Source organism: Variovorax sp. M-6 (assembly GCF_052114385.1).
Classification (GTDB): Bacteria; Pseudomonadota; Gammaproteobacteria; order Burkholderiales; family Burkholderiaceae_C; genus Variovorax.
Genome location: NZ_JBFREQ010000053.1, coordinates 1 through 26472, shown reverse-complemented (window position 1 = coordinate 26472; position 26472 = coordinate 1). Strand labels below are relative to the sequence as shown.

At 68.2% G+C, this 26472-nt stretch carries 35 protein-coding genes and 1 pseudogene; 27 read left to right on the top strand and 9 right to left on the bottom strand.

Going from position 1 to position 26472, the window contains the following annotated elements:
- From tuf to AB4Z46_RS33180, 15 genes and pseudogenes are all read left to right on the top strand, one after another.
- Window positions 1–124, top strand: a pseudogene (gene tuf / locus AB4Z46_RS33250) (elongation factor Tu); the annotation flags it as partial.
- 23 nt (window positions 125–147) lie between these two features.
- Window positions 148–462: a 30S ribosomal protein S10 gene (gene rpsJ, locus AB4Z46_RS33245; protein WP_028250951.1), complete on the top strand. Its 315-nt coding sequence runs from the start codon at window positions 148–150 to the stop codon at window positions 460–462.
- 151 nt (window positions 463–613) lie between these two features.
- Window positions 614–2203, top strand: coding sequence for a hypothetical protein (locus AB4Z46_RS33240; RefSeq protein WP_442287822.1), 1590 nt, complete (start codon window positions 614–616; stop codon window positions 2201–2203).
- Window positions 2200–2679 (top strand): hypothetical protein, encoded by a 480-nt coding sequence (locus AB4Z46_RS33235; RefSeq protein WP_442287821.1) that lies wholly within the window; start codon window positions 2200–2202, stop codon window positions 2677–2679. Before AB4Z46_RS33240 ends, AB4Z46_RS33235 begins: the two co-directional genes overlap by 4 nt.
- A 211-nt stretch (window positions 2680–2890) precedes the next feature.
- A complete protein-coding gene (gene rplC, locus AB4Z46_RS33230) occupies window positions 2891–3571 on the top strand; it encodes a 50S ribosomal protein L3 (protein ID WP_442287820.1) in 681 nt (226 codons plus the stop codon).
- Complete coding sequence (rplD, locus tag AB4Z46_RS33225) at window positions 3571–4191, top strand: 50S ribosomal protein L4 (protein ID WP_286569495.1); 621 nt, start codon at window positions 3571–3573, stop codon at window positions 4189–4191. The genes rplC and rplD overlap by 1 nt, the downstream gene beginning before the upstream one ends.
- A 5-nt stretch (window positions 4192–4196) precedes the next feature.
- Complete coding sequence (gene rplW / locus AB4Z46_RS33220) at window positions 4197–4523, top strand: 50S ribosomal protein L23 (RefSeq protein WP_286371177.1); 327 nt, start codon at window positions 4197–4199, stop codon at window positions 4521–4523.
- Between the two features lie 2 nt (window positions 4524–4525).
- The gene (rplB, locus tag AB4Z46_RS33215) at window positions 4526–5350 is read left to right on the top strand and encodes a 50S ribosomal protein L2 (RefSeq protein WP_286370947.1); all 825 of its coding nucleotides are present in this window, start codon (window positions 4526–4528) and stop codon (window positions 5348–5350) included.
- A 10-nt stretch (window positions 5351–5360) separates the two neighbouring features.
- The gene (rpsS, locus tag AB4Z46_RS33210; RefSeq protein ID WP_007838132.1) at window positions 5361–5639 is read left to right on the top strand and encodes a 30S ribosomal protein S19; all 279 of its coding nucleotides are present in this window, start codon (window positions 5361–5363) and stop codon (window positions 5637–5639) included.
- A gap of 9 nt (window positions 5640–5648) precedes the next feature.
- Window positions 5649–5981 carry a 50S ribosomal protein L22 gene (gene rplV, locus AB4Z46_RS33205; RefSeq protein ID WP_007838134.1) on the top strand — a complete coding sequence of 111 codons (333 nt, stop codon included), beginning with the start codon at window positions 5649–5651 and terminating at the stop codon, window positions 5979–5981.
- A gap of 13 nt (window positions 5982–5994) precedes the next feature.
- Window positions 5995–6921: a 30S ribosomal protein S3 gene (rpsC, locus tag AB4Z46_RS33200; protein WP_442287819.1), complete on the top strand. Its 927-nt coding sequence runs from the start codon at window positions 5995–5997 to the stop codon at window positions 6919–6921.
- Window positions 6922–6949: 28 nt separating this feature from the next.
- Window positions 6950–7366, top strand: coding sequence for a 50S ribosomal protein L16 (rplP, locus tag AB4Z46_RS33195; RefSeq protein ID WP_028250943.1), 417 nt, complete (start codon window positions 6950–6952; stop codon window positions 7364–7366).
- Between the two features lie 14 nt (window positions 7367–7380).
- Window positions 7381–7632, top strand: coding sequence for a 50S ribosomal protein L29 (rpmC, locus tag AB4Z46_RS33190; protein ID WP_442287818.1), 252 nt, complete (start codon window positions 7381–7383; stop codon window positions 7630–7632).
- Between the two features lie 9 nt (window positions 7633–7641).
- Complete coding sequence (gene rpsQ, locus AB4Z46_RS33185) at window positions 7642–7911, top strand: 30S ribosomal protein S17 (RefSeq protein WP_442287817.1); 270 nt, start codon at window positions 7642–7644, stop codon at window positions 7909–7911.
- A 71-nt stretch (window positions 7912–7982) separates the two neighbouring features.
- Window positions 7983–8489 carry a peroxiredoxin gene (locus AB4Z46_RS33180; RefSeq protein ID WP_442287816.1) on the top strand — a complete coding sequence of 169 codons (507 nt, stop codon included), beginning with the start codon at window positions 7983–7985 and terminating at the stop codon, window positions 8487–8489.
- On the opposite strand, the gene AB4Z46_RS33175 is transcribed toward AB4Z46_RS33180, so the two are convergent.
- Window positions 8486–9067 (bottom strand): GNAT family N-acetyltransferase, encoded by a 582-nt coding sequence (locus AB4Z46_RS33175; RefSeq protein WP_442287815.1) that lies wholly within the window; start codon window positions 9065–9067, stop codon window positions 8486–8488. The two genes, AB4Z46_RS33180 and AB4Z46_RS33175, sit on opposite strands and share 4 nt — an antisense overlap.
- Window positions 9064–9777, bottom strand: coding sequence for a cytochrome b/b6 domain-containing protein (locus AB4Z46_RS33170; protein ID WP_442287814.1), 714 nt, complete (start codon window positions 9775–9777; stop codon window positions 9064–9066). Before AB4Z46_RS33170 ends, AB4Z46_RS33175 begins: the two co-directional genes overlap by 4 nt.
- Window positions 9778–9926: 149 nt before the next feature.
- On the opposite strand from AB4Z46_RS33170, the gene AB4Z46_RS33165 reads away from it, so the two are divergent.
- Window positions 9927–10373: a c-type cytochrome gene (locus AB4Z46_RS33165; RefSeq protein WP_442287813.1), complete on the top strand. Its 447-nt coding sequence runs from the start codon at window positions 9927–9929 to the stop codon at window positions 10371–10373.
- Between the two features lie 126 nt (window positions 10374–10499).
- On the opposite strand, the gene AB4Z46_RS33160 is transcribed toward AB4Z46_RS33165, so the two are convergent.
- Window positions 10500–10997, bottom strand: coding sequence for a TlpA family protein disulfide reductase (locus AB4Z46_RS33160; RefSeq protein WP_442287812.1), 498 nt, complete (start codon window positions 10995–10997; stop codon window positions 10500–10502).
- Window positions 10998–11064: 67 nt separating this feature from the next.
- Between AB4Z46_RS33160 and AB4Z46_RS33155 the strand changes: the two genes are divergently transcribed.
- The 8 genes from AB4Z46_RS33155 (at window position 11065) to AB4Z46_RS33120 (ending at window position 17336) form a co-directional block, all read left to right on the top strand.
- The gene (locus AB4Z46_RS33155; protein ID WP_442287811.1) at window positions 11065–11610 is read left to right on the top strand and encodes a hypothetical protein; all 546 of its coding nucleotides are present in this window, start codon (window positions 11065–11067) and stop codon (window positions 11608–11610) included.
- 101 nt (window positions 11611–11711) lie between these two features.
- Complete coding sequence (locus AB4Z46_RS33150; RefSeq protein ID WP_442287810.1) at window positions 11712–12167, top strand: PTS sugar transporter subunit IIA; 456 nt, start codon at window positions 11712–11714, stop codon at window positions 12165–12167.
- Window positions 12136–12405, top strand: coding sequence for an HPr family phosphocarrier protein (locus tag AB4Z46_RS33145; protein WP_442287809.1), 270 nt, complete (start codon window positions 12136–12138; stop codon window positions 12403–12405). The genes AB4Z46_RS33150 and AB4Z46_RS33145 overlap by 32 nt, the downstream gene beginning before the upstream one ends.
- Before the next feature lie 145 nt (window positions 12406–12550).
- A complete protein-coding gene (gene ptsP, locus AB4Z46_RS33140) occupies window positions 12551–14347 on the top strand; it encodes a phosphoenolpyruvate--protein phosphotransferase (RefSeq protein WP_442287808.1) in 1797 nt (598 codons plus the stop codon).
- Between the two features lie 140 nt (window positions 14348–14487).
- Window positions 14488–14949 carry a Spy/CpxP family protein refolding chaperone gene (locus AB4Z46_RS33135; protein WP_442287807.1) on the top strand — a complete coding sequence of 154 codons (462 nt, stop codon included), beginning with the start codon at window positions 14488–14490 and terminating at the stop codon, window positions 14947–14949.
- On the top strand, window positions 14946–15329 hold the full coding sequence (locus tag AB4Z46_RS33130; RefSeq protein WP_442287806.1) for a DUF4260 family protein: 384 nt from the start codon (window positions 14946–14948) through the stop codon (window positions 15327–15329). Before AB4Z46_RS33135 ends, AB4Z46_RS33130 begins: the two co-directional genes overlap by 4 nt.
- A gap of 40 nt (window positions 15330–15369) precedes the next feature.
- The gene (locus AB4Z46_RS33125) at window positions 15370–16056 is read left to right on the top strand and encodes a response regulator transcription factor (protein WP_442287805.1); all 687 of its coding nucleotides are present in this window, start codon (window positions 15370–15372) and stop codon (window positions 16054–16056) included.
- On the top strand, window positions 16053–17336 hold the full coding sequence (locus tag AB4Z46_RS33120; protein WP_442287804.1) for an ATP-binding protein: 1284 nt from the start codon (window positions 16053–16055) through the stop codon (window positions 17334–17336). Before AB4Z46_RS33125 ends, AB4Z46_RS33120 begins: the two co-directional genes overlap by 4 nt.
- Here AB4Z46_RS33120 and AB4Z46_RS33115 read toward each other — a convergent pair.
- Entirely contained in the window at window positions 17325–18968 is a 1644-nt protein-coding gene (locus AB4Z46_RS33115) for a SulP family inorganic anion transporter (protein WP_442287803.1), read from the bottom strand. The two genes, AB4Z46_RS33120 and AB4Z46_RS33115, sit on opposite strands and share 12 nt — an antisense overlap.
- A 3-nt stretch (window positions 18969–18971) precedes the next feature.
- A complete protein-coding gene (locus tag AB4Z46_RS33110; protein WP_442287802.1) occupies window positions 18972–19196 on the bottom strand; it encodes a hypothetical protein in 225 nt (74 codons plus the stop codon).
- Between the two features lie 160 nt (window positions 19197–19356).
- On the opposite strand from AB4Z46_RS33110, the gene AB4Z46_RS33105 reads away from it, so the two are divergent.
- Together AB4Z46_RS33105 and AB4Z46_RS33100 are read left to right on the top strand one after the other, a co-directional pair.
- Window positions 19357–19527 (top strand): hypothetical protein, encoded by a 171-nt coding sequence (locus AB4Z46_RS33105; protein WP_442287823.1) that lies wholly within the window; start codon window positions 19357–19359, stop codon window positions 19525–19527.
- Window positions 19528–19615: 88 nt separating this feature from the next.
- Window positions 19616–20650 carry an NADP-dependent oxidoreductase gene (locus AB4Z46_RS33100; RefSeq protein WP_442287801.1) on the top strand — a complete coding sequence of 345 codons (1035 nt, stop codon included), beginning with the start codon at window positions 19616–19618 and terminating at the stop codon, window positions 20648–20650.
- Window positions 20651–20659: 9 nt separating this feature from the next.
- On the opposite strand, the gene AB4Z46_RS33095 is transcribed toward AB4Z46_RS33100, so the two are convergent.
- The 4 genes from AB4Z46_RS33095 to AB4Z46_RS33080 form a co-directional block, all read right to left on the bottom strand.
- Window positions 20660–21505, bottom strand: coding sequence for a DMT family transporter (locus AB4Z46_RS33095; protein WP_442287800.1), 846 nt, complete (start codon window positions 21503–21505; stop codon window positions 20660–20662).
- A gap of 61 nt (window positions 21506–21566) precedes the next feature.
- Window positions 21567–22694: an SLC13 family permease gene (locus AB4Z46_RS33090; RefSeq protein WP_442287799.1), complete on the bottom strand. Its 1128-nt coding sequence runs from the start codon at window positions 22692–22694 to the stop codon at window positions 21567–21569.
- On the bottom strand, window positions 22675–24219 hold the full coding sequence (locus AB4Z46_RS33085; RefSeq protein ID WP_442287798.1) for a class I adenylate-forming enzyme family protein: 1545 nt from the start codon (window positions 24217–24219) through the stop codon (window positions 22675–22677). Before AB4Z46_RS33085 ends, AB4Z46_RS33090 begins: the two co-directional genes overlap by 20 nt.
- 84 nt (window positions 24220–24303) lie before the next feature.
- Window positions 24304–25284, bottom strand: coding sequence for a GlxA family transcriptional regulator (locus AB4Z46_RS33080; RefSeq protein WP_442287797.1), 981 nt, complete (start codon window positions 25282–25284; stop codon window positions 24304–24306).
- A 93-nt stretch (window positions 25285–25377) separates the two neighbouring features.
- On the opposite strand from AB4Z46_RS33080, the gene AB4Z46_RS33075 reads away from it, so the two are divergent.
- Window positions 25378–26205, top strand: coding sequence for a dienelactone hydrolase family protein (locus AB4Z46_RS33075; protein WP_442287796.1), 828 nt, complete (start codon window positions 25378–25380; stop codon window positions 26203–26205).
- Window positions 26206–26472 lie beyond the last annotated feature (267 nt).

Genomic DNA, 26472 nt, shown 5'->3' with positions numbered 1-26472 from the left:
CAACGTGTCGATCACGGTCAAGCTGATCAACCCGATCGCGATGGAAGAAGGCCTGCGCTTCGCCATCCGTGAAGGCGGCCGCACCGTGGGCTCGGGCGTCGTGGCGAAGATCCTCGACATCTGATTCGAAGCAGCGAAGGAATCACCATGGCTACCAAGCAAAAAATCCGCATCCGCCTGAAGGCGTTCGACTACAAGCTGATCGACCAGTCGGCCGCTGAAATCGTGGACACCGCCAAGCGCACCGGCGCGATCGTCAAGGGCCCGGTGCCCCTGCCGACCCGCATGAAGCGTTTCGACATCCTGCGCTCGCCGCACGTCAACAAGACCAGCCGCGACCAGTTCGAGATCCGCACCCACCAGCGCCTGATGGACATCGTCGACCCGACCGACAAGACCGTGGACGCGCTGATGAAGCTCGACCTGCCGGCCGGCGTCGACGTCGAGATCAAGCTGCAGTAAATACCTGCTGTTGCTCTTTTTGCGGAGCCCGCCTACAGAAATGTAGGCGGGCTTTGTTTATTCTGGCTTCTCTGTGGCATTCTGTGAAAAATCTGCAACTTGCGCAGAAAGCGCTCATCAGAAGCGAAGTAATTTCTCAGAGAGGTGTCGAATGCAGCTGAAGTGGGTCTGGCGAAGCGTGGCGTTGGCGAGCGTGGTGGTGCTCGCGGCCTGCGGCGGAGGTGGTGGAGGCGGCGGCGGCTTCGCCGCACTGCCGGCGGCCGCCGGCCTTCCGGGCGCCAGTACGGTCACGCTGAGCGGCACCGCGACCTACGAGTCGATTCCCAACGACAGCGGCGCGCTGGTCTATGCGGCCGCCGCTCCGAAGCCGATCCGGGGCGCCAGCGTCGAGATCGTCAGCAGCGCCTCCGCAGCGATCCTGGCGACCACGACCACCGACGCCAACGGCGCGTACTCGGTGTCGTTGCCGTCGAGCACCCCGGTTCAGGTGCGGGTCAAGGCGCAGCTGGTGCAAACCGGCAGCGGTGCGAACTGGGATGTCACGGTGCGCGACAACACCCAGTCCGATGCCCTCTACGCACTCGAGACGCCTTCGTTCTCCACCGGAGTCGCGGCCAGCACGCGCGACATCCTGGCGCCGTCGGGCTGGGACGGCACCCGCTACGCCGGCACTCGGGCCGCGGCGCCGTTCGCGGTGCTCGACACCATCTACGCCGCGCAGGCCAAGATGCTCTCGGCGGCGCCCGCAACGGTCTTTCCGGCGCTGCGCGTCCTCTGGAGCGTCAACAACGTCCCGGCCAGCGGCAATCCTGCGCTCGGGCAGATCGGAACGACCTCTTTCAGCATGACCAACGCCGGGCGCGCCATCTACGTGCTGGGCAAGGAAAACGTCGACACCGACGAGTACGACGGCTCGGTGGTCGCCCATGAATGGGGCCACTACTACCAGTCTGCGTTCAGCCGCGACGATTCGCCGGGCGGCCGCCACACGATGACGGACCGGCTGGACCGGCGCGTGGCGTTCTCCGAGGGCTGGGGCAACGCCTGGTCGGGAATCGCGCTGGCGCGCAGCAACTACACGGACTCGGTGGGGCCGTCGCAGGGGCAGGGTGCCAACATCGACCTCACCTCGAGCGGGACGACCAGCCCTGGCTGGTACCGCGAGGCTTCCATCCACTCGATCCTGTGGCGCCTGAACAGCCAGGTCGGCTTCGGCCCCATCAACGACGCGCTGACCAGCGCTGCGTTCAAGAACGGCGTGGCCGTGACGTCCATTCACCCGTTCACTGCGGCCTTCAACGCCGTCGCGCCGGCCAGCGCGTCGGTGCTGAGCGGCCTGCTGAACGGCGAGCAGATCAGCGCGGCCCCCAACGACCCGTTCGGCGGCAACGAAACGAACAGCGGCGGCACGGACGTGGCCGCGTTCTCGCTCCCGATGTACCGGCCGGTCACGCCCACGGCCTGCGTGACCAACGCGGCGGGCGCTAGCAACAAGCTCGGCAGCTTCGTCTACCTCCGATTCACGATGCCGGGCGCAGGCAACCGCACGATCACGGTGTCCGGCCCGGCGTCGGCCGATCCGGATTTCGCGGTCTACGGCGGCCGCCTGATCGCCGTGGGCATGGGTTTCGGCTCCAGCGAGACTGCCACGGTCAGCCTGCCGGCCGGCGACAACGTTCTGGTGATCAACGACTTCAACAATTCCTCGGCAAACACATGCTTCAACGTCACCATCCAGTGAGACTCGCGGCCGCCCTGGTGAGCGTCCTGGCGCTCGCCGCGCCCCTGGTGGTCCAGGGCGCCGGCGCGCCGATGACGACGGCGCCGATGAAGGCCAACGGCTCCGGCATCGAGGTGCAATACCGCGTCGACGGCGCGCCCCAGGCCGGCCGCCCGGTGTCGGTGCTGCTGAGCTTTGCCGGCGTCGCCGATCCGGCGGGCGCCACGGTGCGGCTCGCCACCGACGGCGGCCTGTCGCTCGCGGGTTCCGAGACCCAGCGCAGCCTCGCGGCGGGTCAGGCCACGACCTGGACGGTGGACGTGGTGCCCCCGGCGACGGGCATCGGCTATCTGCACGTCTTCACGACCCAGTCCGGTACCACCAGCGTGACGTCGGTGCCCGTGGGGGTCGAAAAGCCCGCTTCCGCGATGCCCGGCGGCGACACCCTCAAGCAGGGTGCGGGCGGCGAGAAGATCCTGCCGATGAAGGTGAAATAGGCCCTCTGCGCCTTGGCCGCCCCGCCACTTGCCTCCGCCGGGCTTTGCGGGCTATAATCTTCGGCTCTGCCTAACTTGCGTCTTCTGATGCGCGTTGAGCGGAGTTTTATCAACCTTCTTTCGTAAAGCCAGCTGATCCGCTAGTGGCCAAACGCTGTCGCCAATTGAAGTGGCAGCGGCGGAAGAGGACTTCCATTTTTGGAGAAAACAAATGAGTCTGAGCAACTCCCTCGGGTTGCTGGGCCGCAAGGTGGGGATGATGCGTCTCTTCACCGATGACGGGGACGCAGTTCCTGTCACGGTGGTGGATGTGTCCAACAACCGCGTGACCCAGATCAAAACCCAAGAGAACGATGGCTACGTCGCACTGCAAGTGACGTTCGGTTCGCGCAAGGCATCGCGCGTGACCAAGCCGGCCGCCGGTCACCTCGCCAAGGCGGGTGTCGAAGCTGGCGAAATCATCCAGGAATTCCGCGTGACCGCCGATACGGCCGGTCAGCACAAGGCCGGTGGCGTCATCGCCGCAGCCAGCGTGTTCGCGGTCGGCCAGAAGGTCGACGTGCAAGGCACCTCGATCGGCAAGGGCTACGCCGGCACGATCAAGCGCCACAACATGAGCTCGCAGCGCGCGTCGCACGGCAACAGCCGTTCGCACAACGTGCCCGGCTCCATTGGTATGGCGCAGGATCCCGGTCGCGTGTTCCCCGGCAAGCGCATGACGGGCCACCTCGGCGACGTCACCGTGACGACCCAGAACCTCGACGTGATCCGCATCGACGAAGCACGTCAACTGCTCCTGATCAAGGGCGCGATCCCCGGCTCGAAGGGTGGCTTCGTCACCGTGCGTCCGGCCGTCAAGGCCAAGCCGCAAGCCGTTGAAGGAGCCAAGTAATGGAACTCGAACTCCTGAACGAACAAGGCCAGGCCGCGTCGAAGTACGACGCCCCCGAGACCGTGTTCGGCCGTGACTACAACGAAGACCTGGTCCACCAGATCGTCGTCGCATTCCAGGCCAACGCCCGCCAAGGCACGCGCGCCCAGAAGGACCGCGAACAGGTCAAGCACTCGACCAAGAAGCCTTTCAAGCAAAAGGGAACGGGCCGCGCCCGTGCCGGTATGACGTCCTCGCCGCTGTGGCGCGGGGGTGGCCGGATTTTCCCGAACATGCCTGACGAAAACTTCTCGCAGAAGATCAACAAGAAGATGTACCGCGCCGGCATGGCGTCGATCTTCTCGCAGCTCGCTCGCGAAGGCCGTCTGGCCGTGGTCGATTCGATCAAGGTCGACTCGCCCAAGACCAAGGCGCTGGCCGCCAAGTTCAAGGCGATGAATCTCGAGTCCGTGCTCGTGATCGCCGAAGAAGTCGACGAGAACCTGTACCTGGCCTCGCGCAACCTGGTCAACGTGCTCGTGGTCGAACCGCGCTACGCCGATCCGGTGTCGCTGGTCCACTACAAGAAGGTGCTGGTCACCAAGGGTGCTGTCGACAAGCTCAAGGAGATGTTCGCATGAGCCGCATGAACCCTACTCCCAAGCAGCGTCAGTTCGACGAAGGTCGCCTGATGAACGTGCTGGTCGCCCCGGTCGTGTCCGAAAAGGCCACGATGGTCGGCGAGAAGTCCAATGCCGTCACCTTCAAGGTGCTGCAGGACGCCACCAAGCCAGAGATCAAGGCCGCTGTTGAACTGATGTTCAAGGTCGAAGTCAAGGGCGTGTCGGTGCTCAATACCAAGGGCAAGTCCAAGCGCTTCGGCAAGTCGATGGGTCGTCGCGACAACGTTCGCAAGGCCTATGTCACGCTGAAGGCTGGTCAAGAGCTCAACCTCGTCGGGGAAGGCGCTTAATCATGGCCGTCATCAAGATGAAACCCACTTCGCCGGGCCAACGCGGCGCGGTGAAGATCTCGCGGGACCACCTGTACAAGGGTGCTCCTCACGCCCCCCTGCTGGAACCGCAATTCCAGAAGGCCGGCCGCAACAACAACGGTCACATCACGACCCGTCACAAGGGTGGTGGCCACAAGCACCACTACCGCGTGGTGGACTTCGTGCGCAACAAGGACGGCATCCCGGCCAAGGTCGAACGCATCGAGTACGACCCGAACCGCACCGCCCACATCGCGCTCGTGTGCTACGCCGACGGCGAACGCCGCTACATCATCGCCCCGCGCGGTCTTGAAGCCGGCGCCACGCTGCTGAGCGGTTCGGAAGCCCCGATCCGCGCCGGCAACACGCTGCCGATCCGCAACATCCCCGTCGGCTCGACCATCCACTGCATCGAACTGCAACCCGGCAAGGGCGCGCAGATCGCTCGCTCGGCTGGTACGTCCGCAACGCTGCTGGCCCGCGAAGGCGTCTACGCCCAGGTCCGCATGCGCTCGGGTGAAGTGCGCCGCGTGCACGTCGAGTGCCGCGCCACCATCGGTGAAGTCGCCAACGAAGAACACAGCCTGCGCCAGCTCGGCAAGGCCGGTGTGAAGCGCTGGATGGGTATCCGCCCGACCGTTCGCGGCGTGGTGATGAACCCGGTCGACCACCCGCACGGTGGCGGCGAAGGCAAGACCGGCGAAGGCCGTCATCCTGTCGACCCATGGGGCAATCTGACCAAGGGTTATCGCACCCGTAACAACAAGCGCACGCAAGTCTTCATCGTGTCGCGTCGCAAGAAGTAAGGGTTAGCACATGACTCGCTCTCTCAAAAAGGGTCCGTTCGTCGACCACCACCTCGTGGCCAAGGCCGACAAGGCCGTGACGACCAAGGACAAGAAGCCGATCAAGACCTGGTCGCGTCGCTCGATGGTCCTGCCCGAGTTCATCGGCCTGACCATTGCCGTGCACAACGGCAAGCAGCACGTGCCCGTGTACATCACCGACCAGATGGTCGGCCACAAGCTCGGCGAATTTGCGCTCACGCGCACGTTCAAGGGGCACCCCGCGGACAAGAAAGTCCAGAAGAAGTAAGGAACGACCATGTCTGAAACACGTGCAGTCCTCCGCGGCGTCCGCCTTTCGGTCGACAAGGGCCGTCTGGTCGCTGACTTGATCCGCGGCAAGAAGGTCGATCAAGCGCTCAACGTTCTGCAGTTCACGCAGAAGAAGGCCGCTGTGATCATCAAGAAGGTGCTCGAGTCGGCCATCGCCAACGCCGAGCACAACGACGGTGCCGACATCGACGAGCTGAAGGTCAAGACCATCTACGTCGAGCAAGGCGCCACGCTCAAGCGCTTCACCGCGCGCGCCAAGGGTCGGGGAAATCGCATCAGCAAGCCCACGTGCCATGTGTACGTGACGGTTGGCAATTAAGGCTGGAAGAACTATGGGACAGAAAATCCACCCTACCGGCTTCCGCCTCGCGGTCAGCCGTAACTGGTCCAGCCGCTGGTACGCAAGCAACAAAGACTTCGCCGGCATGCTGGCCGAAGACATCAAGGTGCGCGAGTACCTGAAGAAGAAGCTCAAGAACGCATCCGTTTCGCGCGTGCTGATCGAGCGTCCCGCCAAGAACGCCCGCATCACGATCTACTCGGCACGTCCGGGCGTCGTGATCGGCAAGAAGGGCGAAGACATCGAGAACCTCAAGCGTGAACTCGGTCGCCAGCTCGGCGTGCCGGTCGCGGTCAACATCGAAGAAGTGCGCAAGCCCGAAATCGATGCCAAGCTGATCGCCGACAGCATCACGCAGCAGCTCGAAAAGCGGATCATGTTCCGCCGCGCCATGAAGCGTGCGATGCAGAACGCCATGCGTCTGGGTGCCCAGGGCATCAAGATCATGTCGTCGGGTCGCCTGAACGGCATCGAAATCGCCCGTTGCGAGTGGTACCGCGAAGGTCGCGTGCCGCTTCACACGCTGCGCGCCGACATCGACTACGGCACCTCGGAAGCCAAGACCACCTACGGCGTCATCGGCGTCAAGGTCTGGGTCTACAAGGGCGACACGCTGGGTCGCAACGACCTGCCGGCCGTCGAAACGCCGCGTCCTGAAGACGAGCGCCGCCCCCGCGGCCCGCGTCGCGATGGCCGCCCGGGTGGCGACCGTCCGGGTTCGGACCGTCGCGGTCCTGGCCCGCGCGCCGGTGCCCGTGGCCCGATCGGCGGCAACGTCGCTCCGGCCGATGGCAGCGACAAGCCCGCAGAAGCCACTGGTGGAGCTCCGGCTGCACCGGGTGCAGACTCGAAACCCGCCGTTAAGCGCGTACGCAAAGCCGCGCCAGCTGCAGCAGCTGACGGTGCCAAGACCGAGTGATCGGTCTTAGAACTACGGAGTAACAAAAATGCTGCAACCTGCACGCAGAAAGTTCCGCAAGGAACAAAAGGGCCGCAACACCGGCATCGCGACGCGCGGCAACGCAGTGTCGTTCGGTGACTTCGGCCTGAAGTCGATCGACCGCGGCCGCCTGACGGCCCGCCAGATCGAAGCCGCACGTCGCGCGATCTCGCGTCACGTCAAGCGCGGTGGCCGCATCTGGATTCGTGTGTTTCCCGACAAGCCGATCTCCCACAAGCCCGCTGAAGTGCGGATGGGTAACGGCAAGGGCAACCCCGAGTACTACGTCGCTGAAATCCAGCCTGGCAAGGTGATCTACGAGATCGTCGGCGTTCCCGAAGAGCTCGCCCGCGAGGCGTTCCGTCTGGCCGCTGCCAAACTGCCGCTGCGCACGACTTTCGTCGCACGCCAGCTCGGCGCCTGATCGAGGAGAACACCATGGCAACACGTAAGAAGAAGGAAGTCGCGGCTCCGGCCAAGACTTCGAAGGCAGCAGCGCTGCGCGACAAGGACGTCGCCGGCCTGCAAACCGAAATCAAGGACCTGCAGAAGGCCCATTTCGGCCTGCGCATGCAGAAGGCCACGCAACAGCTGTCGAACACCTCGACGCTGCGCGTGACGCGCCGCGACATCGCGCGCGCCAAGACCATTCTTGCGCAGAAGCAGCAAGAAACCCAAGCCGCCAAGTAAGGAGTGAACATGACGGAAGTTAAAAAGTCCCTCAAGCGCACCTTGATCGGCAAGGTGGTCAGCGACAAGCGCCAGAAGACCGTGACCGTGCTGGTCGAGCGTCGTGTCAAGCACGAGCTCTACGGCAAGATCGTGGCCAAGACCAGCAAGTACCACGCCCATGACGAAAATGGCGAGTACAAGCTGGGCGACACCATCGAGATCACCGAAAGCCGGCCGATCTCGAAGTCGAAGAACTGGGTTGTGACCCGCCTGGTGCAAAAGGCCGCTCTGGTCTGATTCCCGGCAAAGCAGCCAAACCGAAAGCGGCCCACAATGTGGGCCGTTTTTCTTTTTCTGGAGCACATCACATGATCAAAGTCGGCGACACCCTTCCTCCCGCGACCCTGCAGGAATATTCCGAGGTGGAAGGCGAGGGCTGCAGCATCGGACCGAATGCGGTCGACGTCACCAAGGCGGCCGCGGGCAAGACCATCGCGCTGTTCGCGCTGCCCGGCGCCTTCACGCCGACCTGCTCGGCCAAGCACGTGCCCGGCTATGTGCAGCACTACGACGACTTCAAGGCCGCCGGCGTCGACGAGATCTGGTGCGTGAGCGTCAACGATGCCTTCGTCATGGGCGCCTGGGCGCGCGACCAGAACACCGGCACCAAGGTTCGCATGCTGGCCGACGGCAGCGCCGCCTTCGCCAACGCCACCGGCCTCACGCTCGACCTGACTTCGCGCGGCATGGGTGTGCGCAGCAACCGCTACTCGATGCTCGTGAAGGACGGCAAGGTCGCGACCCTCAATGTCGAGGGCCCGGGCAAGTTCGAGGTCAGCGACGCCGACACCCTGCTGGCACAAGCCAAGGGCTAGAGATCGGCCTTCAGGTAGTGCGACCCCGCGATGGGGTTGTGATAGTAGGGCGGCACTTCCGCGAAGCCCAGGTCCTCGTAGAGGGCCCGCGCTGATTCCATGTCGTCCAGCGTGTCCAGCAGCACGCAGGCATAGCCGGCGCCGCGGGCGGCATCCAGGATGGCCTCGGCCAGTTGCCGGCCCAACCCGAGCCCTCGGAACTGCGGCCGCACGTAGAGGCGCTTCATCTCGGCCGCATTGGGATAGTCGGCCGTGTCCAGGGGGCGCAGCGCACAGCAGCCCGCGACATGCGCGAGCCGGCCCTGGGCGCGCGGCAGCGGCTCGGCGGCGACCGGGGTCGTGACCTCGGTGATGTCGACCAGCGCCAGCAACAGGGCACCGCGCGGCTCCGCGTAGTCGCCCGGCAGGCTGGCCAGTTCCTGGTCGAAGCCCTGGAATCCGAGGTCGATGTCCAGCGAGTCGGCATAGTCGCGGAAGATCGCGCGCACCGCCTCGAACTCGTGCGCCTCGTCGGGCGTGACCATGACGATGTTCGGCGCATCTGCCAGTGGCAGCGGACGTGACAGCGAATGGCTCATACGCGCAACGACGCGATCCAGGTCGCGAAGGCGGCACAGGCTGCAAACACCGCCATGGCCAGCAGCCGCGAGGCGGCATCGTCGCGGCTCGGCGCCGCGGCGCCGTCGACCAGCCGCTTGTCGCCCGTGATCATCGGCCGCACCAGCCGTTGCCGACGGACCACGACATAGAAGAGAACGGCCAGCACGTGCAGGCTGACCAGCGTGATCACGATCCACTTGCCCTGCACCGTGTGCCAGTGCGTGGCGGCGGTGACGATGCCACTGGAGGCGAAGCGGGCGAGCGGTCCGGAGGCCGAGATCTCGTCGTCGGCCACCAGGCCGGTCGCGACCTGGATCGCCAGCAGGCCGAGCAGGGCGAACACCGACAGGGCGCCCAGCGGCGAATGGCCGATCAGATGATCGGGATGGGCGCGCCCGCGCAGGTAGTCGGCCACCGAGCCAGGCGAATAGAGAAAGCTCGCGAAGCGCGACCAGCGCCCGCCCACGAAGCCCCACACCCCTCGAAACAGCAGCAGTGCCAGCAGCGCATAGCCGATCCGGAAATGCCATTCCATGGCGCCGCCGAGTCCGGTCGCGATCTGGGCGATCACGGCGGCCGCCAGCAACCAGTGGAACACGCGCGTCGGGAGGTCCCAGATGCGCGTGTGCTGCGAGGGGGCGACATCCAGCCCCGCGCGGTGCGTGTGGGACTGGAAGGAAGCGGTCATCGGTGGCGGCGGTCGCAGGAGCAGGATCCGCAGATTAGCAAACTTCCGGGGCCGCGCGTCCTGCGGGTTACCTCTAGTCGCAGGTGGCGGCAAGTCCCTAAACTGGCCCGCGCGGCATCGCCCGCCATTTGAACAAGAAAGAACCACGCATGAAAAGTCCTGCCTTGCTCGCCCTTGCGGCCGCTTCTTTTGCGCTCGCGGTTCCGGCCGCCGCCCAGTTCGCCAAGACCGAGGATGCCATCAAGTACCGCCAGAGCGCCATGTTCATCCAGAGCCAGAATTTCGGCCGCCTGGCCGGAATGGCCAGTGGGCGCGTGCCCTACGACGCGGCGGCTGCGGTCGCCAACGCCGAAGTGGTCGCCCAGATATCGAGGCTGCCGTGGAGCGGCTTCGGGCCTGGCACCGAAGGCGGCAAGGCCAAGCCGGAGATCTGGAAGGAGCAGGCCAAGTTCAAGGAGCTCAGCGAGCGGCTGATGGCGGACACCGACAAGCTCGTGCTCGGCGCCAAGGCCGGCAATCTCGATGCGCTGAAAGCCGCGGTCGGCGCAGCGGGGGACACCTGCAAGACCTGCCACGACACCTTCAGAAATAAGTAGCTCGCCCCCAGGTTGCCCGGCACTTCGTGTCCGGGCGCCCACCCCCTACCGGGGGCAACACCAGCGGCCTGGCAAAGCCAGATCCGCGGTGTTTCACCGACGGGCCGGGCTGCGCCGGCCGAAGGGCTAGGCTTCGGCGAGCAGTTTCTCGATCAGCTTGTGCAGTTCGGCGAAGTCGGGTTCGCCGACGTAGCGCTTCACGATCTCGCCGCGCTTGTTGACCACGTAGGTGGTCGGGGTCAATTGCACGTCGCCCCAGGCCTTGGCCACGGCGCCGGTGTTGTCGATCGCCACCTTGAACGGCAGCTTGCGGGTCTCGGCGAAGTTGACCACGTAGCTCGGCGGGTCGTAGCTCATGGCGACGGCCAGCGTGTCGTAGCCGCGCGCCCGGTACTTGTCGTAGGTGGCGATCACCTTGGGCATCTCGGCGACGCAGGTGACGCAGCTGGTGGCCCAGAAGTTGACCAGCGTAACCTTGCCCTTGAGGTCTTCGGTGCTCTTCTTGCTGCCGTCGAGCAGCACGAAGGTCGATGCCGGCGCCGCCGATACCCCGGTGCCCAGGTACACGCCGACGCCGGCGGCCAGGGCGATCGCGACAGCGGCGGTATAGACGACTTTTTTCATGGAAGACGGATGGAGCGGGCCCGGGGATTTTAGTTCCGATCGCGCTCGCTCGATAATCGGGCTCCCGATGCCCTTACCGCCCCGTCCCCGCCTCGCCGCGCTTGCGTGGATTGCCGCCAGCGCGCTCGCCGGCTGCAGCCCGACCTTCAACTGGCGCGAAGTGCCGATCGGGAACGACGGCGTCGTCGCACTGCTGCCGTGCAAGCCCGACCGCGCGACACGCTCGCTCCCATTGGGCGTCGAGGCGGTCGCGGTGGACATGGCGGGCTGCGAGGCGGGCGGCGCCACCTTCGCGGTCGCCCACGCGGTCGCCGGCAGCCCGGCGCAGGCCGAAGGCTGGATGCGGGCCTGGCGCGCGGCGACGCGCGGCCAGATCGCCGGTGTTCCGGCCACCGAAACCGCGGCCGCCCTGCTGCGGGCGGCGAACTCGCCCGCGCCGGTGCGGCTCGATACGCAGGACGCCGGTGCCGGCACGCAGGCCCCGGCCCTGCATGTGTTGTGGTTTGCGCAACTGCACCCGGAGGGGGTCTCGCTTTACCAGGCGACCGTGCTCGGCAAGCCTTCCTCGACCGACGCACTCCCCACCTTCTTCGAGGGCCTGCACATTCCGTGAGCCCGTCGCCGCCCGGTCGCATTGTGGGATGCTCGCGTGTTGTCTTCCTTCTACATCCTGCGGGCGCCCCCGCATAATCGACAGGCCGCCCGCCGATCCGCATGAACAGCATCCTCATCATCGCCCACTCGCCGCTTGCGCAAGCGCTGCGCCAGTGCGCGCTGCATGTCTTTCCCGACAGCGAGGCGTCGATCGCCGCGCTCGACGTGCTGCCCAACGTGTCGCCGGACGAAACCCTCGCTGCCGCCCGCATCATGCTGGCCCAACTGCAGCTCACCCCGCGTTCGCAGGTGCTGGTGTTGGCCGACGTCTTCGGCGCCACGCCCTGCAACGTGGCGCAGAAGCTGGTCGACGGCGTCCGCTCGCGGCTGGTGGCGGGCGTCAACCTGCCGATGCTGCTGCGCGCGGTGAGCTATCGCAACGAGCCGCTCGACACGCTGGTGCAGCGTGCGCTCACCGGCGGGACGGCCGGCGTGATGCAGGTGGCCGTGGCAGCGCCGCAGAATCAGGCAAGAAGAAAGCACAGTGACCAAGACATCCGTGACCATCAGCAATAAGCTGGGGCTGCATGCACGCGCCTCGGCCAAACTCACCAAGCTCGCGGGAAGCTTCCCGTGCGAGGTCTGGCTCGCGCGCGGCGATCGCCGCGTCAATGCCAAGAGCATCATGGGCGTCATGATGCTGGCCGCGGGCCTCGGCGTCACGGTGGAGATCGAGACCATCGGCGAGCGCGAGCAGGAAGCGCTCGATGCGATCGTCGCGCTCATGAACGACAAGTTCGGCGAGGGGGAATAAATGGCTCTCCCCCAGGTTGGCTCACTGCGTGTAGCCGCCCACCCCCTCACCGGGGGCAACACCAGCGGCCCGGCGAAGCCGGTTCCGCGGTGTTTCACCAACGGAGCTCGCGCTTCGCGCTGGCTCTTCCTGTAGCGACGCGCGCATGACTTTTGTTGTCCACGGTCTGCCGGTTGCCCGTGGCATCGCCATCGGGCGCGCGGTGCTGGTGGTCTCGAGCCGCATCGACGTCGCGCACTACTTCATCAAGCCGGAGCAGATCGAGACCGAGATCGACCGGGTGCGCATGGCGCGCAATGCGGTGGCCGAGGAACTGCAGAAGCTGCAGGCCAGCGTCGCGCTGATGGGGCCCAACGACGCGCCGCACGAACTCGCGGCGCTGCTCGAGGTGCACCAGATGCTGCTGCAGGACGAGGTGCTCACGGGCGGCGTCAAGCACTGGATCGTCGAGCGGCTCTACAACGCCGAATGGGCGCTGACCACCCAGCTCGAGGTGGTGGCGCGCCAGTTCGACGAGATGGAGGACGAATACCTGCGCGAGCGCAAGGCCGACCTCGAGCAGGTGGTCGAGCGGCTGCTGCACCGGATGAAGGGCACGGCCGCGGTGCTGGCGCCGTCGCCGCCGCGCCGCAAGCGCACCGCCGACGAAGACGACCACCACGACCTGTTCGCCGGCGACGCCTTCGATGCGCCCCTGGTGCTGATCGCGCACGACCTGTCGCCGGCCGATATGCTGCAGTTCAAGAAGAGCGTGTTCGCGGGCTTCGTGACCGATGTCGGCGGCCGCACCTCGCACACCGCGATCATCGCGCGCAGCATGGACATCCCGGCCGTGGTCGGCGCCCGCAGCGCCAGCCAGCTGGTGCGCCAGGACGACTGGGTCATCATCGACGGCGATGCCGGCGTGATGATCGTCGACCCGTCGCCGATCATCCTGGCCGAATACGGCTTCAAGCAGCGCCAGGGCGACCTCGAGCGCGGCCGGCTGTCCCGGCTGCGCCACAAGCCGGCCGTGACGCTGGACGGCCAGCGGGTCGAGCTGCTGGCCAACATCGAGATGCCCGAGGACACGGTCGGCGCGGTCAAGGCCGGGGCGGTCGGCGTCGGGCTGTTCCGCAGCGAGTTCCTCTTCATGGGGCGCGAATCGCACAACCTCACGCGGCTGCCGGACGAGGAAGAGCAGTACCAGGCCTATCGGCGCGCGGTCGAGGGCATGAAGGGCATGCCGGTCACGATCCGGACCATCGACGTCGGCGCCGACAAGCAGTTGGACGGCAAGTCGGGGCGGGAGGATTCGCACCTGAATCCGGCCCTGGGCCTGCGCGCGATCCGCTGGAGCCTGGCCGACCCGGCGATGTTCCTGACGCAGCTGCGCGCCATCCTGCGGGCCGCGGCGCATGGCGAGATCCATCTGCTGATCCCGATGCTGGCGCACGTCAGCGAGATCCGCCAGACGCTCTCGCTGATCGACTTCGCGCGCGCCGAGCTGGACAACCGCGGTGCGGTGCATGGCAATGTGAAGCTCGGAGCGATGATCGAGATCCCGGCCGCCGCGCTGACCCTCAAGACCTTCCTGAAGCACTTCGACTTCCTGTCGATCGGCACCAACGACCTGATCCAGTACACGCTGGCGATCGACCGCGCCGACGAATCGGTGGCGCACCTCTACGATCCGGCCCATCCGGCCGTGCTGCGGCTGGTGGCCGACACCATTGCCGAGTGCCGGCGACAGGGCAAGGGCGTCAGCGTCTGCGGCGAGATGGCCGGCGACGTGATGTTCACCCGGCTGCTGCTGGGCCTGGGGCTGCGCAGCTTCTCGATGCATCCGTCGCAGATCCTTGCGGTCAAGCAGGAGGTGATCCGGGCCGACACCAGCAAGCTCGAGGCCTGGGCACGCGAGGTGCTCGAGCTGGAGAATCCCGCCGCCGCGCTGGTGCGGTAGGCCGCGACCCGCACGAAGTGCGGGCCACCGTCCAGCAATAAAACGAAACACGCCGAAACCGCGGCGAAAGGACTTCGGCAGGTGCTCCACCGAGCATCGAGTCTCCGGATCAATTCGATCCTTGCTGAAGGAAGACTCCCATGAAACCCTGGTTCAAACGTTCTCTTTTCGGACTCGCCGGCGCCGCGCTCGTGGCCGGCAGCCTGGCCGGCTGCTCCGGCCATCGGCATGGCTGGAGCGGCTCGGAGCAGGATCGGGCCGAGTTCCGCGCCCGCATGGTCGAGCGCGTGGGCAGCAAGCTCGATCTCGATGCCGCGCAGAAGCAGAAGCTCACCGTGCTGACCGAGAAGCTGCAGGCGCAGCGGGCCGCGCTGCGCGGCGGCGGCGATCCGCGGGCCGAGTTCCGCAGCCTGTTCGCCGGCGCGAAGCTCGACCAGGAGCGCGCGAAGAAGCTGGTCGACGACAAGACGGCCGCGGTGCAGGCGGGCAGCCCCGAAGTGATTGCCGCGGCGGCCGACTTCTTCGACAACCTGAACCCGGCGCAGCAGCAGAAGGTGCGTGACTTCATGGACCGCGGCGGCCGCCGGTGGGGCCGGGGATGACGTCCCTGCCCGGCGGCGTGCGCACGATGCTGCGGCTCGAAGGGCTGGCCATGCTGGCTGCGGCGCTGCTGGGCTATGCCCAGCTCGGCGCGGGTTGGGGCGCCTTTGCCTTGTTGTTCCTCGCCCCCGACCTCTCGCTGCTCGGCTTCCTGGCCGGGCCGCGGGCCGGCGCGGCGGCGTACAACGCCGCGCATTCCTACCTCGGACCGTTCGCCGTGCTCGTCGCCGGCGTGCTGGGCGAGCAGCCGGTGGCGCTGGCCGTGGGCCTGGTCTGGTGCGCCCACATCGGCTTCGACCGGATGCTGGGCTTCGGGCTTCACCATGCCGACGGCTTCGGCGTCACCCACCTGGGCCGCATCGGCCGTGCCGACCCCTGGTGAGGGATCGGCTTCCGGTGTCGCCCGAATGCACAATCGCCGCATGCCCCGCATCCTGCTGATCGACGACGACGAGCACCTCGGGGCGCCGCTGGCGAGCTACTTCGCGCGCTTCGACTTCGTGCTGGACAGCGCGAGCCGGCCGAGCGAAGGCCTGGCCAGGCTGCGCGCCCAGCCCTACGACGCCGCGATCCTGGACGTGATGCTGCCCGAGATGGACGGCTTCGCGCTGTGCCGCGAGATCCGCAAGGAGAGCGACATCCCGATCGTGATGCTGACCGCGCGCGGCGACGTGATGGACCGCGTGGTCGGGCTCGAGCTCGGCGCCGACGACTACCTGCCCAAGCCCTTCGAGCCGCGCGAGCTGGTGGCCCGGGTGCAGACCATCCTGCGCCGCCAGCGCGCGGTGCCGGCGGCGCCGCCGGCGCAGCGCCGGGAGTTCGAGGGCCTGTCGATCGACCTCGACCGGCGCGAGGTCCTGCGCCACGGCGAGCGCGTGGACCTCACCGGCACGGAGTTCGAGCTGCTGGCCCTGCTGGCGGACCAGCCGGGCAAGGTCTGGAGCCGGGACGACATCCTGAATCGCCTGCGCGGCCACGAGGCCGAGCTCTACACGCGCGCGGTCGACATCGTCGTGAGCCGGTTGCGCAAGAAACTCGAGCCGCTGGACTGCATCAAGACGCTGCGCAACGCGGGCTACGCGCTCGCCGTCGGCAAGAGCACGACATGAGGCCGCAGCGCAGCGGTCAGAGCCACTGGCGGCATCGCTGGCGGCATTCGCTGCGCGTGCGCCTGATCATCGTGTTCGTGCTGCTCGGGCTGGCGATGACGGCGGTGTTCCTGGGCGGCATGCAGCGGGCCTTCTCGACCGGTTGGCGCGATGCCGCCCGACCCCTGGTCGCCGACTACATGGATCGCATCGTCGCCGAACTCGGCACGCCGCCCGATGCGGCGCGTGCCCAGGCGCTGGTCACTCGGCTGCCGATCTCGATCCGCATCGAGGGCCCGGTCGTGAACTGGGATTCGCACGCCGACCGCCACCGGCACGGCTTCGGCCAGCGCGGCGAATGGCTCAATCGCATGACCGCCGACGGCCACCGCATCAGCTTCGGGGTCGGCACGCTGCCCTGGGAGCGCGAACCGCAGGGCATCGGCTGGATCACGCTCGCGCTGCTGCTGGGCCTGATCGTCCTGGCCTACGCGTACGTGCGGCGGCTGTTGCGGCCCCTCGACGACATCCGCGCCGGCGCCGAGCGTTTCGGGCGCGGCGCCTTCGAAGTGCCGATTCCGCTGCGCCGGCGCGACGAACTGGGCGACCTCGCGCAGCGCATCAACACCATGGCGAACGACATCCAGGGCATGCTCGACGCCAAGCGTGCGCTGCTGCTGGCGCTCAGCCACGAACTGCGCTCGCCCCTCACGCGGGCGCGCCTCAATGCCGAACTGCTGCCGGCGACGCCCGAGGGCGCGGTCGAGCGCGCCGCGCTCCTGCGCGACCTGGCCGAGATGCGTGACCTCATCAGCGACCTGCTCGAAAGCGAGCGGCTCGCCAGCCCGCATGTGGCGCTGCATCGCGAGCCGGTCGATCTCGCGGCCCTGGTGCGCGAAGTGGCGAACGAGCTTTCCGGCGGGCACGACATCGCGACGGAGAGCCCGGCGGATCTGCCGGTGCTCTCGCTGGACCGTTCGCGCGTCCGCCTCCTGGTGCGCAACCTGCTCGACAACGCGTTGCGCCACGGCGCCGAAGGCGCGCAACCCCCGCGCGTGACCCTGCGCAAGGCCGGGCAGGGCATCGAACTGGAAGTGCGCGATTTCGGCCCGGGCGTCGACGCGGCGCAACTGGAGCGCCTGACCGAGCCCTTCTACCGCACCGACAGTGCGCGCCAGCGCGCGACCGGGGGCGTCGGGCTCGGCATGTACCTGTGCCGGCTGGTGGCCGAGGCGCATGGCGGCACGCTCGCCGTGCGCAACGCGGCGCCCGGGCTCGCGGTCACCGCCCTACTGACTTGAGGCGGATGCCCGCGCCTGCTCGACCGCGTCGTCCACGCTCCAGGCGGCGTACAAGGCGGGCGGCAGATCGGGGTTGCGCACCTGGTCGAGCAGATCGCGCAGCGTGTCCTTGACACGCGCGAGCACCAGCTGCGCGCCGCACCGGCGAACGGAGGCGGCAAAGTCGCAGAGCGCCTCGATGCTGGTGCCGTCGAGGTCGGCCGACTCCTCGAGGCTGAGCACCACGTGGCCGAGCGGCCGGGCCGCCTCCACGCGGGCCCTGATCGTGGCGAACACCGCATCGGCATTGCCGAAGAACAACGGCATTTCGGGCCGCGCGATCAGCATGCCGGCGGGCACCCGGGCTTCAGGATGGCGCGCGGTGTCCACGTAGTCGTGGCCCTGCGCGAGCCGGCCGAGCCAGCTTACCTGGGCGCCCGACATGCCCCGCAGCAGCAGAACCAGGCTGACGCCGATGGCGGCCAGCAGCCCGTCCAGCACGCCGAGCAGCAGCACGGCGCCGAACGCGACCAGGGCGACCAGCCGGTCGCGCCGCCAGGCGAAGTAGGGCCGCAGGCTGCGGGGATCCAGCATGTGGCCGACAGCGTGGATCACGATCGCGGCGAGCAAGGGCTCCGGTATGTGCATGATCCACGGCAGCAGCGTGATGGCCGCGAGCAGGACCACGGCGCAGGCGATCAAGCCGGCCGCACGGCTCTGCGCGCCAGCGGCCTCGTTGGCCGAGGTGGCCGAATAGCCGGCCCCGACCGGCATCCCCTGGAACAGCCCCGAGGCCAGATTGGCGGCGCCGAGGGCGAACAGGTCGCGGTTGGCCGACACCTCGTCGCCGTGCCGCAGCGCGAAGGTGCGGATCGCTCCGCAGGATTCCGCGTAGAGGATCAGCGCCATCGCGAAGGCCAACTCGCCCAGGCGCAGCCATTGGTCGCGCGACAGTTCCGGCACGCCGGGTAGCGAGAGCCCGAACTCGATCGGCCCCACCGCGGCGATGTGCCATTGCTGGCAGAAGCCGGCCACGTCCAACGCGATGCCCGCCGCGATCACCAGCAGCGCTGCCGGCACCGCGCGCCAGCGCCCCAGGGCGTGCAGCAGGGCGACGCCGACGCCGGCCATCGCCAGGCCGGCGAAATTCCATCGGCCGACGCTGGCGAACAGCTCCCACGACAGGCGCAGGAAGTCGCCATGCGCCGGGTGGACGTCGACGACCTTGGGCATCTGCTTGGCAACGATGGTCAGCGCCAGGCCGAGGGCGAAGCCGCGCAGCACCGGCTTGGCGATCAGGTTCGACACGGCGCCGAGCCGGGCCGCCGCCGCGATCAGGAAGAAGACGCCGGTCAGCAGCACGATCCCGGCGCCGAGCGCCAGTTGCAGCGCGGTGCCGTGGCCGCCGGCGGCGCTGGTGGCTGCCAGCAGCACGGCGGCCGAGGAAGAGGTGGCCGAGACGATCGCGAAGCGGCTGCTTCCCAGCAGGCCATAGACGATCAGGCCAGCCAGGAGCGCGATCACGCCCGATTGGGGCGGCAAGCCCGCAATGCCCGCATAGGCCACCGCCTCGGGCAACAGCAGGCCGGCAATGGAGAGGCCGGCGACCCAGTCGGCGGCGCGGATGGCGCGATGCGCGGGCGGCGGGGTCACGCGCTACGCCCTGCGCGCAGCCTGTCGCCTGAAATCGCTCGGGCTGCCGCCGGCGCGCACCGCCGCCTCGCGACCGCACTGGGCGACCTCGGCCGAACCCTGCCACGGCGCCACGATCTTGAGGTAGGCGACCAAGCTGCCGCGCGCCATCTGCGGCGTGCGCAACACCCGGTGGCGATTGGCCTCCACGCGCGGCGGGACTTCATCGGTCGACGGAACCATGGACACGGTCATAGGGGCTTGGCTGGAAAACTCCGTCCATTTTCCGGCCCGCCGCGGTGCCCGCAGCTTGCGGGTTAACCACTAGCGGCATGCACGCTGCGACAAGTGCTTTGTGCGCAGCGGGCACAGCGCGCAGGCGTGCCGCTTCCTTTCGATGGATGCCGTGGTGAACGCGGCCGCCTTTGGCGCCTTCGCCAACTCGGGCGGAGGCGATCGCCACGGCCAACGACAACGAGTTCGGCGCTACGGGCGCTTCGGCGGCAAGGCGGGCGTCGAGGCCTTCACCGAACTGCGCTGGATCACGGTCCAGGCCACGCCGCGTCACTATCCCTTCTGAGCGGCGTGCCTTGTCTCCTTGGCTACCGGCCGCGGCGCAGGCCGGGGCTACGATGCCCCGGCATCAGACACCCCAAGGAGACACGCGCATGAGCAGCACCCTCAGCAATCGCCAGGTCCGCCTCGCCAAACGGCCCGAAGGCGCGGCCACGCGCGACAACTGGCAGTTCACCACCGAGCCGGTCGCGGAACCAGCCGAAGGCGGCGTCCTGGTCCAGACCCTGTCGCTCTCGCTCGACCCCGCCATGCGCGGCTGGATGAACGAGGGCAAGAGCTACATCGCGCCCGTCGAGATCGGGGCCGTGATGCGCGCCGGCGGCGTCGGGCGCGTGGTGGCGTCGCGCAACCCGGGCTTCGCAGTCGGCGACACGGTCTACGGCACGCTCGGCGTGCAGACGTACGCATTGATCCCGCAAGAGGAGATCAAGCGCAACGGCCTCGTGAAGATCGACCTGCGTGCCGGCTCGATCGGCCAGTGGCTCAACGTGCTGGGCATGCCCGGCATGACCGGCTACTTCGGCCTGATGGACGTCGGGCAGCCGAAGCCGGGCGAGACCGTGGTGGTTTCCGGTGCGGCCGGCGCAGTCGGCCAGACCGTCGGCCAGCTCGCGAAGATCAAGGGCTGCCGGGTGGTCGGCATCGCCGGCGGCCAGGCCAAGTGCGACTGGGTGGTGAAGGAACTGGGCTTCGACGCCTGCATCGACTACAAGGCCGGCCCCTCGGCGGTGCGCGAGGGCCTGAAGGCCCATTGCCCCAAGGGCGTGGACATCTACTTCGACAACGTCGGCGGCGAGATTCTCGACACGGTGCTGGCGAAGCTGGCGCGCGGCGCCCGCATCATCATCTGCGGCGCGATCAGCCAGTACAACAACACGACGCCGGTGCAGGGCCCGAAGAACTACCTGAGCCTGCTGGTGAACCGCGCCCGCATGCAGGGCATCGTGGTGTTCGACTACGCAGACCGCTATCCGGTGGCGATCGCCGAGCTGTCGGGCTACCTCAAGGACGGCCGCATGAAGAGCCGCGAGGACGTGGTCGAGGGCATCGACACCTTCCCCGAGGCGCTCACGCGCCTCTTCACCGGCGAGAACTTCGGCAAGCTGGTGCTCAAGGTCTCCGACTGAGCGGTCCTCTCATCGCGCCCGCGTGCCCATCACCGCGGCGCTGATGATCAGCACCGCGGCCAGCGCGATGCTCCAGCTCAGCGCTCGCCCGGTGACGAGCAGCAGCAGCGCGGTCGACGCCAGCGGCGTGATGTAGCTCAGGATGCCGATCTGCCGCGCGTCGCCGCGTTTCAGCGCCAGGTCCCAGAAGAAGAAGGCCGCGCCCAGCGGGCCCAGGCCGCACAGCGCGACCAGCAGCCAGTCGCGCGGCGACAGCGCGGCCGAGGGTTCCAGCAGCGCGTGGCACAGCAGCGACAGCGCCCCCGAGACCAGCCCGAACAAGCCGATCGCGCTGGTCGGAAAGGCGGCCACGCGCCGGGTCCACAGCGAGTAGCTGGCCCAGATGAAGGCCGAGCCCAGCGCCGGCAGGAAGCCCCAGTAGCTGCCGCCCGCGGCGCTCGAGGCGTCGCCGCGCGCCCCGAGGATCGCGATCGCCGCGCCCGTGAAGCCCAGCAGCGCCGCCACCACGTGCAGCGGCCGCAGCGACATGCCGGGCAGCAGCCACGGTGCCAGCACCACCATGAACAGCGGCCAGAGGTAGTTGACCAGGTTGGCCTCGACCGGCGGCGCATGGCGCAGCGCGATGAAGAGCAGGAAGTGGAAGCCGAACAGCCCATAGACGCCCAGCGCCAGCGTTCGCAACGGAACCGCCCACGCGCGGCGATCGCGCAACGCCAGCGGCCAGCTCGGCACGCTGCCGATGATGAGCGCCAGCCCGGTCAGCAGGAAGGGCGGCAGATGCGAGAGCGAGGTGCCCAGCGAGGCCAGGGTGGCCCAGAGGGTGATGGCGGCGAGGGCGTTGAGCGTCGGAGACATGCCGCCGAGCTTAAGCGGACGGGGCGTCAGGCCTCGAGCAGCAGCCGGTCGGCGGGGCCCGTCACCCCAGCCTCAGCAGCAGCGCCGAGGCGCCGCAGACCAGCAGGAAGGGGATGCTCAGGCGATGGAATTCGCGCAGGCCGTTCGGCAGTTTCGCCAGCCGCAGCGCGATCAGGTTGGCCAGCGAGCCCAGCACGCAGCCGAAGCCGCCCACGCTCACGCCCGCGGCCAGTGCCGGCAGGTCGTGCACGAAGGGGTCGAGCAAGATCGTGGCGGGCACGTTGCTGATGAACTGCGAGGTGAAGATCGCCGCCAGGTAGGCGCGCCACCCTTCGCCGATCGGCAGCTGGCCGAGCAGCGTCGCGGCCACGGGCAGCTCGGCCAGCTGGCGCAGGTCGACGAACATCAGCGCGATGATCGCGAGCAGGGCCCAGTCGATGCCCAGCAGCACGCGCGGGCGCAGCAGCAGGAAGGCGCCGAACACCATGCCGAGGCCGGCCAGCAGCCAATGGCGGTCGAGCGCGATCACGAAGCCGACGAACAGCAGGCCCGACAGCGCCAGCAGCCGAGGTTGCACCGGCGCCGCTTCTCCGGAGGGCTTGAGCGCGATCGGGACTCGCGGCACCATGAACCAGATCGCGGCGAACAGCCAGAACAGCATCACCGCCACGGTCGGCGCCATCATCGTCACGAAGCCGATGAAGCTCTCGCCCGAGCGATGCCAGAGGAACAGGTTCTGCGGGTTGCCGATCGGCGTCAGCGCGGAGCCGGCATTGACCGCCAGCGCCTCGATCACCACCAGCCGCGCCAGCGGCAGGTGCGCCTGGGTCGCCAGCACGCGCGTGAGCGGCACCAGCAGGAACAGGCTGACGTCGTTGGTCACCAGCGCCGACAGCACGGCGGCGCTGGCGGCCAGCAGCAGGACCAGGTTGCGCAGGTCCGTGGTGCGCGCCAGCAGCCGCGCCGCGGCGGCCTGCAGCATGCCGCTGCGCTCGACGCCCTGGGTGATCGCCAGCAGACCGGCCAGCGCGCCGAGCGTCTGCCAGTCGACCAGCCGGAGGTAGTCCATCGGTGCGCGCGGGCGGATCAGCGCGAAGAGGACGGCGGCGGCCACCAGCACCCACAGCAGGCCATTGCCGCCGCCGTGCGCGGCAGCGTCCGGGCCGGCGTCAGCGGGCAAGGTGCTCACGCAGCTCCCGCTTGAGCACCTTGCCGATCGCGCTGCGCGGAAGCTCGTCGATGAACTGCAGGCGGGCCAGGCGCTGGGTCTTGCCGAGCTGGTCGTTGGTCCATTGCAGCAGCGCCTCGGCCGTCGTGCCGTCGCCGCCGCGGCGCACCACGAAGGCCACCGGTGTCTCGCCCCATTGCTCGGAGGGTACGCCGACCACCGCCACGTCGGCCACCGACGGATGGGCGCGCACCACGGCCTCGAGGTCGCTCGGATAGATGTTGAAGCCGCCGCTGATGATCATGTCCTTCTTGCGGTCGAACAGCGTCAGGAAGCCCTCGTCGTCGAAGCGGCCGACGTCGCCGGTGCGGATGAAGCGCTTGCCGGTGGGGTCGAACCACTCGGCCTCGCGCGTCTTCGCCGGTTGGCGGTGGTAGCCGACCATCATGCCGGCCGAATGCCCGACCACTTCGCCGTCCTCGCCGCGTGCGACTTCGCGGCCTTGCTCGTCGATCAGCCGGATGTCGCTGCCTTCGGCCGGCCGCCCCACGGTGTGCAGCTTGTCCGGATGCAGATGGGCTTCGAGGATGCAGGTGCCGCCGCCTTCGGTCATGCCGTAGAACTCGATCAGGCCGCCGGGCCAGCGCTTGAGCACGTCGGCCTTGAGCGCGGCGTTGAAAGGCGCACTGGTGCTGAACTTGTACTTGAAGCTCGCGAGATCGTGGGCATCGAAATCGGGCCGTGCCATCAGGCGCTGGTACTGCACCGGCACCAGCATGGTGTGGGTCACGCGGCGATCCTGGGCCAGCTTCAGGTAGGCGGCGGCGTCGAACTTCGGCATCAGCACCACGCAACCGCCGAAAGCGAGCGTCGGGAAGAACACGACCAGCGTGGTGTTGGAGTAGAGCGGCGTCGACAGCAGCGTGACCGTGTCGGGCCCGTACTCGTAGGTGGCACCGCGCTGCACGTGGGCCCAGCGCATGCCGTGGCCCTGCACGATGCCCTTGGGCTCACCCGTGGTGCCGGACGAATAGATGATGTTGAAGGGCCAGGCCGGCTGCGGTTCGACCGCGGCCGGCCTGGCGCCGGCCGCAGCCAGCCAGGTCTCGAAGTCACCGCCGGCCACCGAGCCATCGAGCGCGATGCGCGGGATGGCGCCCTCGGCCGCCGGCCCGATCACGGCCGCGGAGGCTTCGTCGACGAACAGCACACGCGCCTCGGCGTCCTCGATCATCCGCGCCAGGCTGGCGGGCGTGGAGCCGGGCGCCAGCGGAGCGACCGCGATGCCGGCGCGCAGGGCACCGAGAAACACGGCCGCGTAACGGACGCTCGACGCCGCGCAGATCGCGATCGCGTCGCCGGCACCGAGGCCGTCGCGCTGCAAGCTGGCCGCGATGCGGTCCATCAGGGCATCGAGCCCGCCGTAGCTCAGTTCGCGCGCGGCATCGGCCAGTGCGGGCCGCTCGGGGGCCTGCTGCGCATGGATGCGAATCAGATCGGCGATCACGCCGAAGTCGCGGTGGATGGCGGCCTCGAAATGGCTCATTTTTTCGGTAGCTCCAAAAGGTCGGGCGATGGCGGCAATGGCAGTGCGAATCTTACGCGGCGGACTCGAAGGCCGCGCCCGGCGTCAGGCCGTTTGCCAACCCGAGCGAAACTTGCTCGGCGTGGCGCCGGCCGCCCGGCGCATGAGCCGCCGCAACGCCGTCGCATCCTCGTAGCCGACCTGCGCGGCGACCTGCTCGATCGTCATCCGGCTCGACTCGATCAGCATGCGTGCCCGGTTGAGCCGCACGCGTTGTACGAGCGCCAGCGCACTCTGGCCCGTGGCGGCGTGCACATGCCGCGCCAGCGTCCGCTGCGACATGGCGAATTCCTCGGCCAGCGCCGCCACGCTGGGCGGCTTGGGCAGGGCCGACTCGATGCGCTGCGTCAGGCGTGCGACCAGTTCGTTGCCGTTGGACATCAACGACGGCACGGCGAACGGCGCCTGCGCCTGCCGCCCGTCGATCAAGAGCACCTTGCCGACGGCATCGGCGAGCGCGGTGCCGAAGCGCGTGCGCAACAGGTGGAGCATCAGGTCCGATTGGGCCAACGCGGCGCCGGCGGTGACCACCGGCCCATCGGCGCACACCATGCGATCGGCGTCCACGATGCACCGGGGCTCGATGCGCCGCAGTTCGGGCGCGAGCCACCAGGACGTCGTGACCCGCCGTTCGCGCAGCAAGCCTGCCGCCTGGAGCAGGAACACGGCCGAACACGACGCGGCCACCGCGCCGCCCTGTGCGCCGTGCCGTCTGACTGCGTCGATCGCGCGCGCGGCCTCGTCGCGCGCCAGGCGGCCGGCCAGTTCGGAGGGCTTGTCCACGCCCAGGCCGGGAATGATCCAGGTCGAGGCATCGGCCCGCGCGCGGCCGGGCAGCGCAGCGGTCGCCACTTGCAGGCCGCTGCTCAGCGGGACGCCCGCGCCCTCCGGCGACAGCACGCGCCATGTCGGCCGTGGCATCCTGACCCGAGGCGCGAGGGCGGCCGCGGCATTCAGGATATCGAGCGTCACCGCGACGCCGGTGCCGTAGGCCCCGGGCAGAACCAGGACAGTGAAGTCGTGCATGGCAGAAAACGCCTGATAAGAGACTAAATGGACACTGGCACTCTAGCGCTCCACCGGTTGCAATGAAAGCCTGCAACCGAGAAAGGTCCCACTGTGCCGAATCGAGATCTGAATATCCACGATCCGCTCGACGACTTCGAGCCGCGCGAGATCACCCTGGACGGCGTCGCCAAGGTGGTTCACGTGGCGGGCGCCGGACCGGCGGTGATCGTCATGACCGAGATGCCGGGCATCAGCCCGCATGTCGCGCGCTTCAGCCGCTGGGTCCGGGACGCGGGATTCACCGTCTACATGCCGTCGCTGTTCGGCCGCGATGGGGCCGTGCCGGAAGTCGAGGAAGGCACGGCTACCGTCCGGCGCGCGTGTGTCAGTGCGGAGTTCCGCGCCTTCGCGGCCGACCGTTCGAGCCCGGTGACCCAGTGGCTGCGCGCGCTGGCGAGGCTGGCGCACCAGCAGTGCGGCGGCCCGGGCGTCGGCGCGATCGGAATGTGCTTCACCGGCAACTTCGCGCTCACGATGACGCTCGAGGCCTCGGTGCTCGCGCCGGTCCTGTGCCAGCCGTCGCTGCCCCTGGACCAGCCTGCCGGGATCGAAAGCGACGCCGACGAACTCGCCGCGGTTCGGCAACGCCTGGAGCGCGACGACCTGACTGTCATGGCCTACCGCTTCGAGGGTGACCGGTTCTGCACGGGCCAGCGCTTCGCCGCCTACACCGAGGCGCTGGGCGATCGCTTCATTGCGCGCGTGCTGCCCGACAGCGCCGCCAACCGCGACTCGCTCGCGCCCTTTTTCGCCCAGGTGGTCGCGAGCCCGCACAGCGTGGTGACCGCCCACCTGATCGATGAGGCGGGCCAGCCGACGATCGCCGCGCGCAACGAGATCCTGTCGTTCTTCGCCCGCCGATTGGCGCGAGAGCGCTAGGGCGTGTTCACCCTATTTCCAGGGATCGCGTTGCCCGGCCCAGGGGCTGGATGCAAGGCGCCCGTGCGCAGCAAGGCTTGCGCCTTGCAAGCGCGGGCAACGCCGCAGACAGCCCCTGGGCCGGGCAACCCGAAGGGAAGGCATGCCAAGACGTGCCACTCCGCGTTGCACTCCTTGCATGTGCCAACGCACATGCGGCGTCGCGCGCCTTGATTGGCCCGTCTTGGCATGCCTTCGCGACCCCGTCTTGGCATGCCTTCGCGACCC